We start from the raw sequence: 16,922 nt of genomic DNA, 5'->3' as shown, positions 1-16,922 counted from the left end.
CGCCCCAATTCTCGCGCTGGAGGGGCATTCCTCGTCCCTCGGGTCGGGATCAATGTGGGTTTCAGTCGGTCAGAGTGCAACGAAGGCGCATTGATCCGGCCCGGCTACCTACGCCAGAACAGGTGATGAGTCATACCGCTGCTACTCGGGACAACTTCGTGCTCGAATCTGTCGTTCAATTCGTCGGGTGAATCCCACAGCTTCAGGCCCGTGCCGAATTCGATGGGTGCGACGGCGATGTGCATGGTGTCGACCAGATCTGCGTCGAGGAACTCGCGGATACTCGTGACGCCACCGCCGAGTCGCACGTCCTTCCCGTCGGCCGCCTCCTTCGCCTGTTTCAGTACGTCGGCGGGCTCGCCGTCGACGAAGTGAAACGTGGTGTCGGAGAGTGTGATCGACGGCCGTTCGTGGTGGGTGAGCACGAAGACGGGCGTGTGGAACGGCGGCTCGTTGCCCCACCAGCCCTGCCACTCGTGATCGGCCCACGGTCCGCGTTGTGGCCCGAACTTGTGTCGGCCCATGATCTCGGCACCGATGTTGCGGGCGAAGTCGCGGGCGAAGTAGTCGTCGAGTCCGCGGCTTCCGCTCGAACCGGCGTTTCCAGGAAAACTGGCGGTGGCGAAGTACCACCTCATCAGTGCCAGATGGTCGAGACCGAACGGGCTCTCGAGGCTCTGGTCCTTGCCCGCAGCAATCCCGTCGCTCGAGACGGTGAAATTCTGTACCCGAACCAGCTGACCCATATGTGCTCCCGATGTCGATGACGAAAACATACGACGGTGTAGACCGAACCGCGTGCACGAACTCACCGCCCGGACGGGGTGGGGCCGGCGAAGAATCACTCGAACAGCGTCGAACCCCAGTATTCGGATTCTCCGACGCCGGGTGGGCAGGCGAATACCGCAGACCCCACGTGTTGGATGTATTCGTTCAGTGCGTCCTTGCGAGACAGGGCCAACTGCATCGGGACGAATTGGGTCAGGGGATCGCGGCAGTAGGCGATGAAGAACAGTCCGGCGTCGAGGTGGCCGAAGCCGTCCGATCCGTCGGTGAAGTTGTATCCCCGACGCAGGATCTGGACGCCGCCGAGGTTTTCCTTCGACGCCAGACGCACGTGTGCGGTCTTGTCGATGAAGGTGCCCTCGGGTCCCTGTGACTCGAAATCGAGTGCGTCGAATTCGTCCTTCTGGCCGAGCGGTGCGCCAGTTCCCTTGCTGCGTCCGATCACTCGCTCTTGTTCCTTCAGCGTGGTGCGGTCCCACGATTCGATGAGCATGCGGATGCGGCGGGCCACGAGGTAGGAGCCACCTGCCATCCATTCCTGATCATCGTCAGGGGCAACCCAGACGTTGTCGTCCAGCAAAGACGGGTCCTCGGCCTTGAGGTTGGCGGTCCCGTCCTTGAAGCCGAACAGGTTTCGCGGGGTGTCCTGGGTGGTCGAGGTGGACGAGGTACGCCCGAAGCCCAGCTGAGACCACTTGACCGAGACCGTGCCGAAGCCGACCCGGGCGAGGTTGCGAATGGCGTGCACGGCAACCTGCGGGTCGTCGGCGCAGGCCTGGATGCACAGGTCTCCGCCTGAGCGGCGGGGGTCGAGGTTGTCGGCCGGGAAGTGCTGCAGATCGGCAAGCGACGCAGGCCTTTTGGAGGCCAGATCGAATCGATCGAACAGTGCCGGACCGAAACCGATCGTCAGCGTCAGCGACGATGCGGACAGGCCCAGCGCCTCACCGGTGTCGGTGGGCGGGTTGTACTGGCCACCGTCGACAGCTCCGCCGTCGAACGTCTCCTCGCCATGCACCAACCGCTCGGCCATCAGGGTCCACTTCTTCAGCAGCGCAACGAAATCCTCGCGCGAGTCGGTGGTGACGTCGAACGCGACGAAGTGCATGCGGTCCTGCGCCGGGGTGACGATGCCGGCCTGATGGTCGCCGCGGAACTCGACGACGTCCGACGTCGGCACCTCGGCTCCCGAGGCCGTCGCGTGTCCCGCGATGGCCCCGACTCCGACGAGTGCAGCCCCGGTCCCGACGGCACCGAACAGGCGCCGCCGGGAGAATTGTCCAGTCTTATTGTCCGGCAACGACACCCTGCACCTGGCTCACTTCGGCGGACAGTGCGTCGATCTTGTTCGACAGTTCCTGTCGCTGCGGTTCGGTCACGGTGTCGTAGAAGACGAAGCCGTCGCCGCTGCGGTACTTGGCGAGTTCGGCGTCGAGTTCTGCGAAGCGGGCGTCGATCGCGGTGCCCAGTTCGGCGTTGCGCTCGTCGAGGATCGGACGCACGGCCGCGATGGCTGCCTGCGAGCCGTCGACGTTGGCCTGGAAGTCCCACAGGTCGGTGTGCGAGAAGAAGTCCTCTTCACCGCTGATCTTGGTCTTGGCGACCTCGTCGAGCAATCCCTGTGCGCCACCGGCGACCTGGACGGGGTCGATGGTGAAGTCGTCGGCCTTGATCTTGTCTGCAAGTTCGGTGATGTCGGCCTCGAGCTGATCGGCCATCGCGTTGGTGTCGGGCTGCAGTCCCTGCGTCCACAGGTCCTTCTCGATGCGGTGGAAGCCGGTCCACTCCGCGCCGGGCTCGACGTCGGGCTCGCGCAGGTCGATGCGCGGATCGAGATCGTCCGGGAAGCTCTCGGCGACCGGCTCGATGCGCTCGTAATAGCTACGCGCGATGGGGAACTGGGCCTTGGCTGCGGCAACGTCGCCGCTCTTGACCGCGGTGACGAACGACGTCGTGGTCTCTTGCAACGCGTCGATCTGACTGACGACGTAGCGCTTGTAGCCGTCGGCTGCCTCGGCGAGCAAGCCGTCCTCGTCCGTCTGGCGAACCGAATCGCCGGTCACGACGTAGTCGGCCCGGACGCCGTCGCCCACCATGCCTGCCTTGCATGCGGTTTGGTACGTGCCGGGGTCGGGCAGAGCGACGATGAGCTGACGCGTCAGACCCGGTCCGATGTTCTCGACCTCGCCCATGACGCGGTCGCCCTCGCCGTAGACGTAGAACTCGGTGACCTTGCTGCCGTTGTTGGTGATCTGGAACGTGGAGTTTCCGGTGGTGCCCTCGGTTGCACCGACGTCGCAGGACGAGTCGGTGGCCGTGACGGCGATATCGCCCGATGCGGCCTCGGTCGAGGACTTCTCGGTGCATCCGGCCAGGGCCATCGGTAGAACCGCGACCGCGGCCAGAGCGTAGGTGGTACGACGCATGGTGGTGGTGCCTTTCAGGAGTTCTGAAGTACAGGCTCGGGAGCCGCGGGAACGCGGACCGGGCGGAGGAAGAGGAACAACACGACGACGATGTACAGCACCCACGCGATCGCTTGGAAGACAGTGGGTTCGGGGCGGAAGTTGAAGATGCCGGCGAGCACGGTGCCGTACCAGCTCGAGGCATCGAAGTGTGCGGTGATGTCGAAGGCGACAGCGCTGCCACCGGGTAGGACTCCGCCGATCTGCAGGGCGCGGATGCCGTAGGCCAGGATTCCGGCGGCGACCACGATGAGGAAGATGCCGGTGTACTTGAAGAACACGGCAAAGTTGATGCGCACCGCGCCGAAGTACAGGAACACCGTCAGTACTGCGGCGACGACGATGCCCAGTAGAAGTCCGAGCAGTGGCCACAGGCTGCCGTTGGTGTTCTCGGCGTACCCGACCATGAGCAGTGCCGTCTCGACACCCTCACGGCCGACGGCGAAGAACGAGAGCGTCAGCACTGCCGCAGGCCCGACGGTGAGTGCTTTCTCCATGTTCGCCCGCAGCTCGCCGGAGATGTTCTTGGCGGCGGTGCGCATCCACAGGACCATGGCCGTGACGATGACGACGGCGACCAGCGAGGCCGCTCCCGCGATGATCTCGGCCGTCAGTCCGGTGACGGTGGACGTGCCGTAGTGGATCACGAAGAAGATCGCCGCCACCATCGCGACGGCCAGGCCGACTCCCAGCCACACCCACTTGAGGGCGTCGCGGCGGTTCGCCTTGACGAGGAACGCCACGAGAATCATCACCACGATGCCGGTCTCGAGACCCTCGCGAAGACCGATCAGACCGCTGCCGAACATCTGGGTAGCGATCGACGGCGCAGATCCTGCGGCAGCCAGTACGGACACGGAAGGTGCTCCTGTTGTGCGTCGAACATTGGTACGCCTTGCCTCGCGAAGGGTAGGCGACCCTCATGCGTGAAGGTTGACAGAAACATACACCCTGCAACCTGGTCCTTATGCACGTTGTACTGGGGTTTTATCGGCCTTTAGCTTTCTATTACCTTCCGTGTGCAGGATGGTGAGGTGATCTCACGAATCTGCGTGCTCGCCACCGCATCGGTACTCCTTGCGCTCACCGCATGTGGCAGCAGCGAGCCGAAGCGTGAGATTCCCGAGGGCATTCCGCCCGGCCCGGGCACGGAGGTGCCGATCATCGACTTCAATGCGCCCGGCCGAACGGCCGATCTGCTCATTGCCTGGGCAGAGCCGCAGACCGATGCGCTCGGTATCTCGGTGACCGCACTCGCGTCGTACGGGCACGCTGCCGCGATCATGGCCGAGACCGACGCGGACTGCGGCATCGCCTGGACGACACTGGCCGGGATCGGGTACATCGAGAGTCGGCACGGCACCTACCAGGGATCTTCCGTGCAACCCGACGGACTCGTCGCACCGCCGATTCGCGGAATCCCACTCGACGGCGGCCCAGGCGTCGCCGAGATCCCGGACACCGACGGCGGATCGATGGACGGCGATGCCGAGTTCGATCGTGCGATGGGACCCATGCAGTTCATCCCCGAGACGTGGAAGAAATGGGGAGTCGACGCCAACGGCGACGGCATCGCAGATCCGGACAACATCGACGACGCCGCTCTGACGGCGGCGCGTTATCTCTGCGCGCGCGGCGGTGATCTGCGGACGGCGCAGGGGTGGGAGAGCGCGTTGATGGCGTACAACCTCTCGGGCCAGTACCTGCGCGACGTGCGAGATCGAGCGGCCGCGTACTCGGTGGGCACCAGGCCGTAGAAACTCCGTGCATCGCGGGCACCATGCAACAGCGGCTAGTCTTGCACCCGGCACAGTCCGCCGGTCCCCGTTACTAGGAGAAGCATTCGTGGCCATCATTGAGCAGGTCGGAGCTCGCGAGATCCTCGATTCCCGTGGCAACCCCACGGTTGAGGTCGAGGTCGCATTGGACGACGGGACGTTGACCCGTGCAGCCGTTCCCTCCGGCGCATCCACCGGTGAGCACGAGGCCGTCGAGCTTCGTGACGGCGGAGACCGCTACGGCGGCAAGGGCGTCGAGAAGGCCGTCAACGCGGTGCTCGACGAGATTGCACCCGCCGTCATCGGCCTCGACGCCATCGAGCAGCGCACCGTCGACCAGGCCCTTCTCGACCTCGACGGCACTCCCGACAAGTCCCGCCTCGGCGCGAACTCCCTGCTGGGTGTCTCGCTCGCCGTCGCCAAGGCTGCTGCGGAGTCCACCGGACTCGAGCTCTTCCGCTACCTCGGTGGCCCGAACGCCCACATCCTGCCGGTGCCGATGATGAACATCATCAACGGTGGCGCGCACGCAGACAGTGGCGTCGACGTGCAGGAATTCATGATTGCGCCGATCGGTGCGGCCACGTTCAAGGAGTCGCTGCGCTGGGGTGCCGAGGTCTACCACGCACTCAAGGCAGTGCTCAAGGCCAAGGGCCTGTCCACCGGCCTCGGCGACGAGGGCGGCTTCGCTCCCGATCTCGCCGGCACCAAGTCAGCTCTCGACCTGATCCTCGAGGCCATCGGCAAGACCGGTCTCAAGCCCGGCCAGGATGTCGCGCTCGCCCTCGACGTGGCGGCCACCGAGTTCTACACCGCGGGCACCGGCTACGCCTTCGAGCGTGAGACCAAGTCCGCCGAGCAGATGTCGGCCTTCTACGGCGAGCTCGTCGACGCCTACCCGCTGGTCTCCATCGAGGATCCGCTCGACGAGAACGACTGGGACGGCTGGGTCGCACTCACCGAATCGATCGGCGACAAGGTTCAGCTCGTCGGCGACGACCTGTTCGTCACCAACCCCGAGCGTCTCGAAGACGGCATCGTCAAGGGCGCGGCCAACGCACTGCTGGTCAAGGTCAACCAGATCGGCACGCTGACCGAGACCCTCGATGCAGTGGATCTGGCCCATCGCAACGGCTACAAGACGATGATGAGCCACCGTTCCGGCGAAACCGAGGACACCACCATCGCTGACCTGGCAGTTGCCGTCGGCAGCGGGCAGATCAAGACCGGTGCCCCCGCCCGAAGCGAGCGCGTCGCCAAGTACAACCAGTTGCTGCGAATCGAAGAAGCTCTGGGTGACGCGGCGCGTTACGCAGGCGAGCTGGCTTTCCCCCGGTTCAATTACGAGGGCTGAGTCAACCGATACGTATGCACGAAGTGGAGAGTGAATGATGGCACGACGCGGGAGGTCCGGGACCAGTCCAGGTGGACGGGATCCCCGACCCCGCGGCCGTCCTTCGTCTCCGAATCGCTCGAAGCCGACCGGGGGTGCGTCTCGCGACGAGACCGCCTCCGGCCGGCCGGCCACTCCACCGGAGCCGTCCGATCAGGCGCGTGACGCGGTGGTGGGTGGCAAAGCCGCTCCCAGACGCGTCGGTGTTCGTAGACCCAAGATGCCTGAGCGAACGTTCTTCGGGCTGTCCACCGGACGCGCGGTCATTCTCGGAGTCGTGGTGTGCGCGTTGGCGCTGACGCTGGCCGTGCCGCTCAGGACCTACTTCTCGCAACGCGGCGAGCTCGAGTCCGTGTTGGCGGAGCGTCAGACCCTGCAGGATGAGGTCGACGCGCTCGAGACCCAGAAATCTCAGCTCAACGAACCGTCCCGTATCGCTGCCGATGCTCGCGAGCGGCTGCGGTTCGTCATGCCGGGGGAGACGCCATATCAGGTGCAGCTCCCCGGTGACTACTCGCCGAGCTCCAAGGATCTCGAGGTGGACAACACCCCGACCGGGCCGTGGTACACCGACCTGTGGAACACCGCGGTGCAGCCGCAGGGATCGGACGAGCCGTCGGAGCCCACGTCCGCACCCATGCCCGTCGTACAGCCAGAACCCGCTCCGGCCCCGCCGGTGCCAGAACCAGAAGGGGGACCCGTCGGGTGAATTCCTCGGCAGTCTCGCAGGAAGATCTCGATGCGGTCGCATCGCAGCTCGGACGTGAACCGCGTGGCGTACTCGAAATCGCGTATCGATCTCCGGACGGCAGGCCGGGTGTGGTGAAAACTGCCCCGAAGTTGCCCGACGGCACTCCGTTTCCCACCCTGTACTACTTGACCGACCCGCGATTGACGGCAGAAGCCAGTCGGCAGGAATCGGCCGGAGTCATGCGTGAGATGACCGAACGCTTGGGCACCGATCCGGAATTGGCTGCCGCCTATTTGCGTGCACACGAGTCGTACCTGGCTGAGCGCAACGAGATCGAATCTCTCGGAACGGATTTCACCGGCGGCGGCATGCCCGACCGCGTCAAGTGCCTGCATGTGTTGATCGCGCATTCGTTGGCCAAGGGGCCAGGAGTCAATCCGCTCGGCGACGAGTCGGTGGCATTGGCAGCCGAAAACGCGTTGCGCGGCAAAGCTATTCCGGCCGATTGGCCGACCATCGAAGAACTACGTGCGGAGAAATCATGACCAGGGTTGCAGCGATCGATTGCGGCACCAACTCCATCCGCCTGCTCGTCGCAGACAACAACGGTAAGACCCTTGCTGACGTCGCTCGTGAGATGCGGGTCGTGCGCTTGGGGCAAGGCGTCGACGCGACCGGAGCCTTCGTGCCCGAGGCCATCGAGCGCACCCGTGTTGCATTGGTGGAGTACGCGGAGATCATCCGTAAGACCGGGGCCACCGCAGTGCGGATGGTCGCCACCTCCGCCACCCGTGATGCGTCGAATCGCGAGGACTTCTTCTCGATGGTGCGCGAGGTGTTGGGGAAGGTCATCCCCGGTGCCGAAGCTGAGGTGATCACCGGCGACGAGGAAGCGCGGTTGTCCTTCGCCGGTGCAGTCGGTGAACTCGACTCTGCTGCAGGCCCTTTCCTGGTCGTCGATCTGGGCGGCGGTTCTACCGAGCTCGTACTGGGCGACGCCAAAGGCGTCAAGGCGGCGTTCTCGGCGAACATCGGCTGTGTCCGTCTGACCGAACGATTCCTGCATTCGGATCCGCCCACCGCAGACGAGATCAACGGTGCGCGTGAGTACGCCCGCGAGAAGTTGGCGGAGGCGTTCGAGGACGTGTCGATCGGCGACGCGTCGAGCTGGGTCGGTGTGGCCGGCACGATGACGACCATCGCGGCCATCGCCAAGGAACTACCCGAGTACGACGCAGACGCCGTGCACTTGTCGCGTGTGCCCTTCTCGGAGTTGTTCGAGGTGTGCGAGCGACTGATCGGCATGACGCATACGCAGCGAAGTGCGTTGGGCCCCATGCATCCCGGTCGGGTCGACGTCATCGGCGGCGGAGCAATCGTGTGCAGCGTATTGGCCGAGGAGTTCGAGCGACGCGGTGCTGTGAGCTCGTTGACGGTCAGTGAACACGACATCCTCGACGGCATCGCGATGTCGATCAAGATCTGATCTGCAATTCTGCAGACCCGGTCTGCGGCGATGTAGGTTGCATCGCTTCGTGTTTCGGTGAAGCCTGATAGGCGCTGTGGCTCACGTCACTGCTCCCGACGAGGCTAGGACCACCGATGACGACACCCGCCCAGCAGGCCCCGGCTGAGAAAGGTCTGGCGCGCGTAGCGCAAGCGCTCGCCAAGGGAACCGAGAAGTGGTTTCCCGACGCGTACATCTTCGCCCTCGCCGGCGTGGTCGTAGTGGCGGTCGCTGCCTTCGCAAACGGGTCGTCTCCGCAGAATGTGGTCGACGCATTCGGAAACGGTTTCTGGGACCTGACGGCCTTCACGCTCCAGATGGCAATGGTCGTTCTCACCGGCTACGTCGTGGCAACCTCTCCACCGGTCGCCAGATCGATCACCCGATTGGCGCAGGTGCCCAAGAGTTCCAGTAGCGCAGTCAGTTTCGTTTCGCTGCTGTCCTGTTCGGTCTCGTTCCTCAACTGGGGTCTGAGTCTGGTGTTCGCCGGTCTGTTGGCCCGTGCCATCGCGCGGCGTGACGATTTGCGGACGGACTATCGGGCTCTCGGGGCTGCGGCATTCATGGGACTCGGAGCGGTGTGGGCGCTGGGCATGTCGTCCTCAGCTGCTCAGTTGCAGGCGACGGCCAGTTCGCTTCCGGCGACACTGCTTTCGATAACGGGTGTCCTCGATTTCGGTACGACCATCTTCACGTGGCAGTCGCTGCTGATGTGCGTCATCATCATCGTGTTGACGGTCGTCATCGCACACGTGTCTGCTCCGAAGGGTGCCGCGATCAAGACTGCCGCTGACATGGAGGTCAATCTGGACGACACCGTCGCTGAACCGGCACCGCGCACCAGGCCGGGGGAGTGGCTCGAATACAGCCGCATCCTTCCGCTCTTCGCCGGCAATGACGCTGGGATGGCTTGTCTCCCAGCTGTTGACGCTGCCGGTGCTGTCGGTCGTCAGTAGTCTCAACGGCTATCTCTTGGTGTTCCTGATGCTCGGGCTCGTGCTGCACGGCACCCCGCGGCGCTTCCTCGATTCGGTCAGCAAGGCGGTCCCCGCCACTGCGGGGATCCTCGTGCAGTTTCCGCTCTACGCCGCGATGGCCGCCATGCTGACCAAAGCGGAGGGCAGGGGAGGCGTCAGGATCTCCGAACACCTCGCGAATTTCTTCACCGACATCGGCAGTGGCGGCGGATTCGCCGTGGTCATCGCGATCTACACCGTCATACTCGGGCTCTTCGTCCCCTCCGGTGGCGGTAAGTGGCTCGTCGAAGCGCCGTACGTAATGCAGTCGGCCACAGACGTGCAAATGAACCTCGGCTGGACCGTCCAGATCAACAACGTCGCCGAGGCCCTGCCGAACCTGATCAACCCGTTCTTCATGCTCCCGCTGCTGGCCGTACTGGGACTGCGGGCGCGCGATCTGATCGGATTCACGTTCCTGCAGTTCATCTTCCACTTCCCGGTGGTCCTGCTGCTCGTGTGGCTCCTCGGCATGACCTTCGACTTCGTGCCGCCGGTCATCCCGGCGCAATAGCAGCCCGATATGATCGTCACCGCCGGAGCGCGACTCCAGCGGTGGCCCCTATAGCCCAATTGGCAGAGGCAGCGGACTTAAAATCCGCACAGTGTCGGTTCGAGTCCGACTGGGGGCACTCTGTTTCGGCAGGTCAGAGCGTTATGGCGCTTCAATCATGGTTCGAACACGCACTTCGGTGTCACAGAATGTCACAACTCGAATTAACTGCTCTGGATCGGCGCTCGAACACGCCAACGAATCCACATGGATTCGCCCGGACCAACCGCCCAATGTGAGTTCCCCGAGCGACCGTAGAACATTGCTGATGGAGCCCTCCGCAGGGCAGAAGAAACGGCGCTACTCGAAGCTGCTTGCCGCTTCCATCAAGGCCTCTTCCTGAGAGTGTGCGTAGACGCTCAGGGTGAAGGCGGCCGAGGCGTGCCCGAGCCAGGCTGCAATGACAGCAATGGGAATTCCTTGCCGGTGCATGAGAGTCGCGCACGTATGGCGCGCGTCATGAAGGCGCACGTGCTTGAGGCCGGCCGACTCGAGGATCTTCTTCCACCTGAACGTCAGTAGATTCGGGTGCACCGGAAGTCCAGTCGGAAGGCGCACTACATAATCTGAGTCCTGGTAGTGCTCGCCGAGCGTCAATTTCTCCTGGGCCTGTTGCGCTTTCGCTGCCTTCAGTGCGGCGGCAAGGGGTTTGGTAAGTGGCAGCGTGCGCCGAGACTTCTTCGTCTTCGGTGGTCCTTCGATTATCGTGCTGCCTACCGCGATGCGGGTGTTCGTGATCTTGAGCTTCGACTTGGTCAAGTCCACGTCCGACCAGCGCAGGCCTGCGATCTCGCCCCTTCTCAATCCGTGCATCGCCAATTGCCATGCCTGGGGCAAGGGCTCGCGGCCAACATGGGCGAGGAGTTTAGCCGCCTCGGTCCTGGACAGTGTGTCCATCTCGCGAGCCTCGGACGGCAACCGGTCGACCATCGCAGCAACGTTTCGAACGATGTTGCCCTGTCTCATCTGGTCTTGCAGAACCGAAGACAGAAGTCCGAGCATGTAGTTGACAGTGCGCGCCGACCATGGTTTGCGTGGGCGGCCCTGTGGTGTCGGCAGGCCACCCGCTCGCAATGCCTTGACCAATGACTCGATGTGGGGCTTTGTGAGCTTCTGAATGGGAATTTGACCGAGCTCTGAAACAACCGGGCGAAGGTTTGTTCGATGACCGTGAAGGGACGACGGCTTGAGCGAGTGCTTCGAGGTCAGCCAATACTCGATCGCCATTTCCACGGTCAACTCCGACGTATGCACGTAGAGCCCGTCGTTGACCGAGTTCAGTGTGGCGGCCAGCGCGGTCCTGGCCTCTTGCTCGGTCTTGTACCGTCGGCGAGTCTGTGTCCGCTTAGACACAGTCCTAGGTACTCCGTCAGCGTCCACCTCCACGGCCGTACGGGTACCCGTATCGACTGTGACTTGATAGCGAATTAGTGGTTTGTGCGACTTCCTGTCGCGGACGGTGATCTTCCGGATCTGAGGTGGTAGCTGATTTCTAGCCATCGCGGTCCTCGTCTCCCATGCTCATGCCCAGATCCGTCATGCGCCGAAACAGGTCCTCCGAACGTCTACGTGCATCCTCGTACAGGTACTGCATCGACTCGATGTGCTCAGCTGATTCGTTCTTGGAAAGGCCGTTTCGGAGCTGTACCCGAGCACGCCGCATTGCCTTCAACGCATCGAGCCATTCACGAGTGATTCCGACGCGATCGTTCTTCGGGTCGAAGGTGTCACGTACCCACATTTCGAAGGGAGCATCGGATTCCTCCTCGGCCCACTCGGAGCTCGGCCGCATCAGCCCGGCCTCCCCACTGAACCAGCGGAGGGCATCGTGAGACTCCTGCTGCAGCCCTGGGAGGACCTCGACTGTTCCCTTGGGGAGGTCTGGATAGACCAGTTGCGCTGGTGAGACTCCCAGTGCCGCAGCCAAAATCAGGAGTTCCGAGACGTCCAGGCTCTTCTTGCGTCCGGTTTCCAAGTCCGCGACTACAGATCGCGAGATCCCCCACCCGAAGTCAACCGTCCTGTCGGCAAGCTTTGCTGCGGATAGAGCGGAGTGGTCTTTCCCCCGGAGTCGGCGCACTTCCGAGGCGACCCGGGCAACGATCGATTCCGCCCACGACTGCGTCATGGTTACGCAGTCTAGCGGAGATTGTCCTGTCGTTGTGGGATGGCTACGTACTTGTTACTCTGTGGTGGAACCACGTGGACTGATCAAATATGACCACAAAATGTGGCTTTACTACACAATTCAGTGGAGGTGCTGAAGATGCCCAGACGGTTGCTGTCTGTCCCGGAGGCTATGGCTTGCACGGGACTTGGACGATCCAACTTTTTCAACAAGATCGCGTCCGGAGAAATCCGGAGCGTCAAGATCGGCAAGCGCCGGCTGATCCCGGATACGGCCATCGATGAGTACATCGAAGGTCTTGAGGCGCAATCCGACGCCAGCTCAGGCGTCGCGTGAGGCCCAGAGCGAATTGTCCCTCAAGAAGATGAAACGCCCCCGGAAAATCTCAGTGTTACCAGCACTGAGGCCGAGGGCGTCGAAACCACAACCCGTGAGGAAGGAGCTTCGTCACCGATCATAGAGCGTCTTGATAAGTCATTCAAGAGATTTCGCCGAGTCACCGTTCTCCGCCCTCGATTTAGGTCAGGGGCCGAGCGGGCGATGACGCATGTTTCGACCCGCGACAGCGCGGTCGAGTTCTTCTGCTCGCGTCCACAAGCCTTGGCCACGGAACTTCCTAGCAAGGCCTGATGTACCGCAGCAGCGTCGTTTTCTGGCAGAGCCCGACGTAACACCAGCCTGCCGCCGGCCTGTGCACCCTTTGTAAATCCTCGGAGACCGGCCCCGAGGCACCACCAGCTCGACTGATCATCGAACGGGTGGCGATACCGATTAGCCGCGCGCCCATCGAGGCGCGGGGCTATCGGGCGTGGAGCGGACAACGTGGGTGCGGAAATTGGCTCAGGGGCCATGGGGGGTCCGGAGGAACGAACGAAGTCCCTTGTCTGTCATACGTCACCACTATGGAGGTACCAGTTGAGTTCTCGACCCATCTGCAATGCAGACATCACTGAGTTGCCTGGCATGGCGAACCGTCATTCAGACCTCGATTTTTCAATCCTTGCCGCGCTCTTGCTCGTATCCGTTGTGGACGCGAGATTCTCGAAGATGCAACCAGGGCAACACACTTGGTTCCTTGGACACGAGAGCAGCAGCCCGCCAGTGCAGGCCGCTCCCGCTAGCGGTACGGCGGCGTTGCCCGCCAGTCCCATACCTGAATTACCCGCAAAGAGTGCCTCAGATGACTCGCGGGCGCCGGATGTCATATGTCCTGCGGTGGTTCCACCTCCCATGCACACAAGGGATGTCACTCACACCCGGGATGTATTGGAAGTAAAAGCTTCTCATACCACTATGGCATGCCTTTCGCCTCTGGGACGCGACTCGCGAATCAGGCCCCGTACCCGCAATACAACCAACACTTGTACGGGGCACGACACATCCCTCGGTTCCAAGGCGTGCATGACATCCCATTCCCGCTATACCCCCAATTCGTCCCATGCATCCATGGAAAGTGAGACCCACCATGCCCGCTGACATCTTTGCGTTCTGCAACCAGAAGGGCGGGGTGGGCAAGACCACCACCGTTTTTCACCTCGCCTACGCCGTTGCTCAAGCGGGTAAGCGCGCGCTTGTTGTCGACGTGGATCCGCAAGGCAACGCCAGCACGGTCCTGAGCAGGACCGAACTCGAGAGCGACGATGTCGGTGTTGCCGACGTACTCGCCGAGTCGTCGAACGCGACCATCGCCGATGCTGTCGTCCCCACCATCTGGCCTGGCGTAGACCTGGTACCCACGTCACCGGGAAACGAGTCCCTGGCCTACGTCCGCGATCAATTGGTCGTCGCCGGTGCCGGCCGAGAACGGCGGCTTCGCGACGCAATCGATCTCGTACGAGGCGTGTACGACGTGATCCTCATCGATTGCCCACCTAGCCTCGATCTGCTGACTATCAACGCCCTTGTTGCAGCGCGCGCCGCCGTCGTCGTGACTCAGTCCGCGCTGTTTTCAGCCAATGGACTCGCGCGATTGCTGCGCACCATCGATGCAGTCAAGCGCAGCTACAACCCGGACCTCGCCATGCTCGGTGCGATCGTCAACCTCCACGAGATCGCGACGATCAGCGGCCGAGAACAATTGATCGAGATCGCCTCAAGCATCGACGTTCTCGGCGATGCCGTTCCCAAGCGGGTTGTCATCAAAGACTCGATGGAGGCCCAAACCAGCCTGGTCGACTGGGGGACAACACAATCTCGCAGCCTGTCGACGATCTATCGCGACACTCTTGCGCTGCTCACGAAGGGACACCTCTGATGGCCCGGCCCGAACGTATGAAGAGCGCACTCGCCGGATCGAGCCCAGTCGATCCGCCGGAGAACTCGCGGCAGCCCCACGACACAGTTTCGTCGGCCGAGACCGTTGCGCAACCGTCACCGGACAACGCAAAACAGAAGCGTTCGTACTACCTTTACCAGTCCACCGTCGACGATCTTCTCAATGCAGCCGAAGCGCTGTCCGCAACGCCCGGCGCGCCGCGAGGCCCGTCAGATCTGGTCAATGCGGCAATCGAAGACTACTTGGAGTTGTTGCGCAACAGATTCAACGACGGTGCGCCGTTCCCGCAACGAACGGGCCCCCTCGCACGAGGACCGAGAATCCGATGAGCCGATCACACTCCGCGGCAACTCCGTTGACAACGAAGCCGTCAGACGTCGTTGCGCTCCATCCAGCGATCTTGCAGTGGGCCCTGGCAACGGCCGTTGCGCTGACAGTAGGCATTGCCGGGGCGTCCTTCTGGCTCAGTTTCGCTGTGTTGCGTGATCTCGCGGTGATGGCTGGGATAGGTCCCGGCGAGGCGTGGGTGATTCCAGTGGTGTTGGACGGCGCAATTGTCTCGACAACAGTGACAGCCATTGCGCTGTCGAATCATACGGATAACCGCACGATCAAGGGCCGTCGCTTCGTCGTCACGATCTTGCGTGTTGCCGCATCGGCGTCGATTGCGGGTAACTCGTACCACGCAGTGTTGAGTGCGACCTTGCTTCCGGCCGTCGTCTCGGCGGGTATTGCCACCATTGCACCTATTGCGCTCCTTGCAATGACCGAAGTGCTGGCCGTCATACTTCGTGCGCCCCGTGGGACCGTTAGGGCGGAATCTGCTCCAAGTGCTGCGATAGAACAACCGGATTGGGCAGATGCTGAGTTCGCCCACCGAGGCCGGAACCTGAGTGGGGACGATCCAGAAGGTGAGGACGGCTCCTGTGGAGAACAGGTCGACACGCCGGACTCGCCTCGACTGCAAGTAGACGACCTCACACCGGAAGTTGCGGAAACAGCGCGGCTCCGACACGCCCACCGCGAATGGTCGTGGGCACGAATCGGTAGAGAAACGGACGGCTCCGTTGCATCGACCGCGATGCGCCGATATCGGAAGTGGGAAGAAGTCACCGCAGGGATCGTCGATGGCCACCAGGACGGGCAATCCAGGTTTGATGACAAGCCAGCCAGCGAGCGTGACCGCATGTCCGCAGGATAGAAGTGCTACCGCGACATCGAGCCTGGTTGCTTTCCGTCGCTCCCGCGCAATCGCCCCAGGCTGTCGATGGCTGGGAGGTGGTCGCGCCCGGATGACTCAGTCTGCGTCGAGGCACGCGCTGCCCTGGGACCACCTCCGGCGGTCTCCGGATTGAGCTCCGCTGCGCTCCGCACAGCAGAAAGAACAATTTCCTTCGCACATCTGGCTCCGGTCGAGCATGCAACACCCTGACCCGTCTTACCCAACCCTGACTCCGCGTTGCTCCGGCCCGATGGGCTCCGAAAACCTTTCAAAGCGCCTGCGGCTGAAAACTTTCCGGATCAGGGCCAGGACGCCGGTCCAGTGCGCCGCCTTCTCTCCTTCGAGCCAGATGACGGCGAAAGAAATTGGCAGAGCGAAAGGGCCGGGGGAGCCGGTTCCGCAACAGAAAGAGAGCCCGACATGCCGCAGAATACTTCCAGCACAGGACGACGGACCACCGCCGCACACAACGCCCGGACCACCGGAATCGTCACCCACACAACCGTCCTGGTCTCCGGACCCCAACAGGCCACTATCACCGCTTCCTCCGCAGCCACCGACGAAGCGCAGATGATCGTCGCACTAGGTGTTCTTCCCGGGGACGTTGTGGACGGTCAGTCGCTCGATGGGTGACTTGCCGCCGATGCCGGTGTGGGGTCGGTGGTGATTGTAGTGATGGATCCAGTCTTGGTAGGTCGCCGCTCTGGCTTCGTCGGAGAGGTAGGTGTTCGCGTAGGCCCATTCCTGGTTGAGGGTTCGGTTGAATCGTTCGACTTTGCCGTTGGTCTGCGGCCGATACGGCCTGGTTCGTTTGTGCTTGATTCCAGGGCCTAGGGTCTGCGCGAACAGTGTTGAGCGGTAACAGGATCCGTTGTCGGTCAGCACACGCGCGATCGTGATGTCATGGGCTGCGAAGTAGGCTTTGGCGCGCTCGAAGAACCCCGAGGCGGTTTCTTTGCGTTCGTCACCGAGGATCTCCGAATACGCGAGCCGGCTGTGATCGTCGACGGCGTGATGGACGTAGGAGTAACCGCGGCCCTGTTTCTTGTTGTGCCGCTTTCCGATCGCGCGGCCGAGCTTGCGATGTCCGCCGCCGTCGGGGATTCGG

Annotated in this window: 16 protein-coding genes, 1 tRNA gene and 1 pseudogene; 11 read left to right on the top strand and 7 right to left on the bottom strand. The window is 62.8% G+C overall.

The annotated features are described in order from the left end of the window. Positions 1-104: 104 nt before the first annotated feature. From CH266_RS05405 to efeU, 4 genes are all read right to left on the bottom strand, one after another. Positions 105-746: a dihydrofolate reductase family protein gene (locus CH266_RS05405; protein ID WP_094714907.1), complete on the bottom strand. Its 642-nt coding sequence runs from the start codon at positions 744-746 to the stop codon at positions 105-107. 95 nt (positions 747-841) lie between these two features. After that, positions 842-2,092 (bottom strand): iron uptake transporter deferrochelatase/peroxidase subunit, encoded by a 1,251-nt coding sequence (gene efeB / locus CH266_RS05400; protein WP_094714906.1) that lies wholly within the window; start codon positions 2,090-2,092, stop codon positions 842-844. Further along, the gene (efeO, locus tag CH266_RS05395) at positions 2,073-3,212 is read right to left on the bottom strand and encodes an iron uptake system protein EfeO (RefSeq protein ID WP_032401194.1); all 1,140 of its coding nucleotides are present in this window, start codon (positions 3,210-3,212) and stop codon (positions 2,073-2,075) included. Before efeO ends, efeB begins: the two co-directional genes overlap by 20 nt. Before the next feature lie 14 nt (positions 3,213-3,226). Then, a complete protein-coding gene (efeU, locus tag CH266_RS05390; RefSeq protein WP_032373011.1) occupies positions 3,227-4,108 on the bottom strand; it encodes an iron uptake transporter permease EfeU in 882 nt (293 codons plus the stop codon). Between the two features lie 189 nt (positions 4,109-4,297). Between efeU and CH266_RS05385 the strand changes: the two genes are divergently transcribed. From CH266_RS05385 to CH266_RS05355, 7 genes and pseudogenes are all read left to right on the top strand, one after another. Continuing rightward, entirely contained in the window at positions 4,298-5,008 is a 711-nt protein-coding gene (locus CH266_RS05385; RefSeq protein WP_045842124.1) for a lytic transglycosylase domain-containing protein, read from the top strand. A gap of 88 nt (positions 5,009-5,096) precedes the next feature. Beyond that, on the top strand, positions 5,097-6,383 hold the full coding sequence (eno, locus tag CH266_RS05380; RefSeq protein WP_094714905.1) for a phosphopyruvate hydratase: 1,287 nt from the start codon (positions 5,097-5,099) through the stop codon (positions 6,381-6,383). Between the two features lie 259 nt (positions 6,384-6,642). Beyond that, a complete protein-coding gene (locus CH266_RS05375) occupies positions 6,643-7,131 on the top strand; it encodes an FtsB family cell division protein (RefSeq protein WP_027496114.1) in 489 nt (162 codons plus the stop codon). Then, positions 7,128-7,658, top strand: a complete 531-nt coding sequence (locus CH266_RS05370; protein ID WP_094714904.1) for a DUF501 domain-containing protein — start codon at positions 7,128-7,130, stop codon at positions 7,656-7,658. Before CH266_RS05375 ends, CH266_RS05370 begins: the two co-directional genes overlap by 4 nt. Further along, on the top strand, positions 7,655-8,599 hold the full coding sequence (locus CH266_RS05365; RefSeq protein WP_094714903.1) for a Ppx/GppA phosphatase family protein: 945 nt from the start codon (positions 7,655-7,657) through the stop codon (positions 8,597-8,599). Before CH266_RS05370 ends, CH266_RS05365 begins: the two co-directional genes overlap by 4 nt. A gap of 116 nt (positions 8,600-8,715) precedes the next feature. Then, positions 8,716-10,150: pseudogene (locus tag CH266_RS26035) on the top strand (TIGR00366 family protein). Positions 10,151-10,194: 44 nt separating this feature from the next. Beyond that, a tRNA-Leu gene (locus CH266_RS05355) sits at positions 10,195-10,268 on the top strand. Between the two features lie 221 nt (positions 10,269-10,489). On the opposite strand, the gene CH266_RS05350 is transcribed toward CH266_RS05355, so the two are convergent. Together CH266_RS05350 and CH266_RS05345 are read right to left on the bottom strand one after the other, a co-directional pair. Then, complete coding sequence (locus CH266_RS05350; protein ID WP_255175849.1) at positions 10,490-11,542, bottom strand: tyrosine-type recombinase/integrase; 1,053 nt, start codon at positions 11,540-11,542, stop codon at positions 10,490-10,492. A gap of 139 nt (positions 11,543-11,681) precedes the next feature. Next, entirely contained in the window at positions 11,682-12,317 is a 636-nt protein-coding gene (locus tag CH266_RS05345; protein WP_094714901.1) for a helix-turn-helix domain-containing protein, read from the bottom strand. Positions 12,318-12,455: 138 nt separating this feature from the next. On the opposite strand from CH266_RS05345, the gene CH266_RS05340 reads away from it, so the two are divergent. The 4 genes from CH266_RS05340 (at position 12,456) to CH266_RS05325 (ending at position 15,793) form a co-directional block, all read left to right on the top strand. Beyond that, a complete protein-coding gene (locus tag CH266_RS05340) occupies positions 12,456-12,653 on the top strand; it encodes a helix-turn-helix transcriptional regulator (protein ID WP_094714985.1) in 198 nt (65 codons plus the stop codon). 1,129 nt (positions 12,654-13,782) lie between these two features. After that, complete coding sequence (locus CH266_RS05335) at positions 13,783-14,571, top strand: ParA family protein (protein WP_094714900.1); 789 nt, start codon at positions 13,783-13,785, stop codon at positions 14,569-14,571. Further along, the gene (locus tag CH266_RS05330; protein ID WP_037143995.1) at positions 14,571-14,921 is read left to right on the top strand and encodes a hypothetical protein; all 351 of its coding nucleotides are present in this window, start codon (positions 14,571-14,573) and stop codon (positions 14,919-14,921) included. Before CH266_RS05335 ends, CH266_RS05330 begins: the two co-directional genes overlap by 1 nt. Next, a complete protein-coding gene (locus CH266_RS05325; RefSeq protein ID WP_094714899.1) occupies positions 14,918-15,793 on the top strand; it encodes a DUF2637 domain-containing protein in 876 nt (291 codons plus the stop codon). The genes CH266_RS05330 and CH266_RS05325 overlap by 4 nt, the downstream gene beginning before the upstream one ends. Positions 15,794-16,396: 603 nt before the next feature. Here the strand turns inward: CH266_RS05325 and CH266_RS05315 are convergent. Further along, positions 16,397-16,922 (bottom strand): integrase core domain-containing protein (locus CH266_RS05315; RefSeq protein WP_141214500.1); only part of this gene is annotated, 526 nt, incomplete at its 5' end.

Source organism: Rhodococcus sp. 06-1474-1B (assembly GCF_002258885.1).
In the GTDB taxonomy this organism is placed as follows: domain Bacteria; phylum Actinomycetota; class Actinomycetes; order Mycobacteriales; family Mycobacteriaceae; genus Rhodococcoides; species Rhodococcoides fascians.
This window is presented reverse-complemented; position numbering and strand designations above follow the sequence as displayed.

Excerpts from the sequence above, each read along its gene's own strand:
- CH266_RS05405 (WP_094714907.1), bottom strand. The coding sequence starts at position 746 with ATGGGTCAGCTGGTTCGGGTACAGAATTTCACCGTCTCGAGCGACGGG.
- efeO (WP_032401194.1), bottom strand. The coding sequence starts at position 3,212 with ATGCGTCGTACCACCTACGCTCTGGCCGCGGTCGCGGTTCTACCGATG.
- CH266_RS05375 (WP_027496114.1), top strand. The coding sequence starts at position 6,643 with ATGCCTGAGCGAACGTTCTTCGGGCTGTCCACCGGACGCGCGGTCATT.
- CH266_RS05365 (WP_094714903.1), top strand. The coding sequence starts at position 7,655 with ATGACCAGGGTTGCAGCGATCGATTGCGGCACCAACTCCATCCGCCTG.
- CH266_RS05345 (WP_094714901.1), bottom strand. The coding sequence starts at position 12,317 with ATGACGCAGTCGTGGGCGGAATCGATCGTTGCCCGGGTCGCCTCGGAA.
- CH266_RS05340 (WP_094714985.1), top strand. The coding sequence starts at position 12,456 with ATGCCCAGACGGTTGCTGTCTGTCCCGGAGGCTATGGCTTGCACGGGA.
- CH266_RS05335 (WP_094714900.1), top strand. The coding sequence starts at position 13,783 with ATGCCCGCTGACATCTTTGCGTTCTGCAACCAGAAGGGCGGGGTGGGC.
- CH266_RS05330 (WP_037143995.1), top strand. The coding sequence starts at position 14,571 with ATGGCCCGGCCCGAACGTATGAAGAGCGCACTCGCCGGATCGAGCCCA.
- CH266_RS05325 (WP_094714899.1), top strand. The coding sequence starts at position 14,918 with ATGAGCCGATCACACTCCGCGGCAACTCCGTTGACAACGAAGCCGTCA.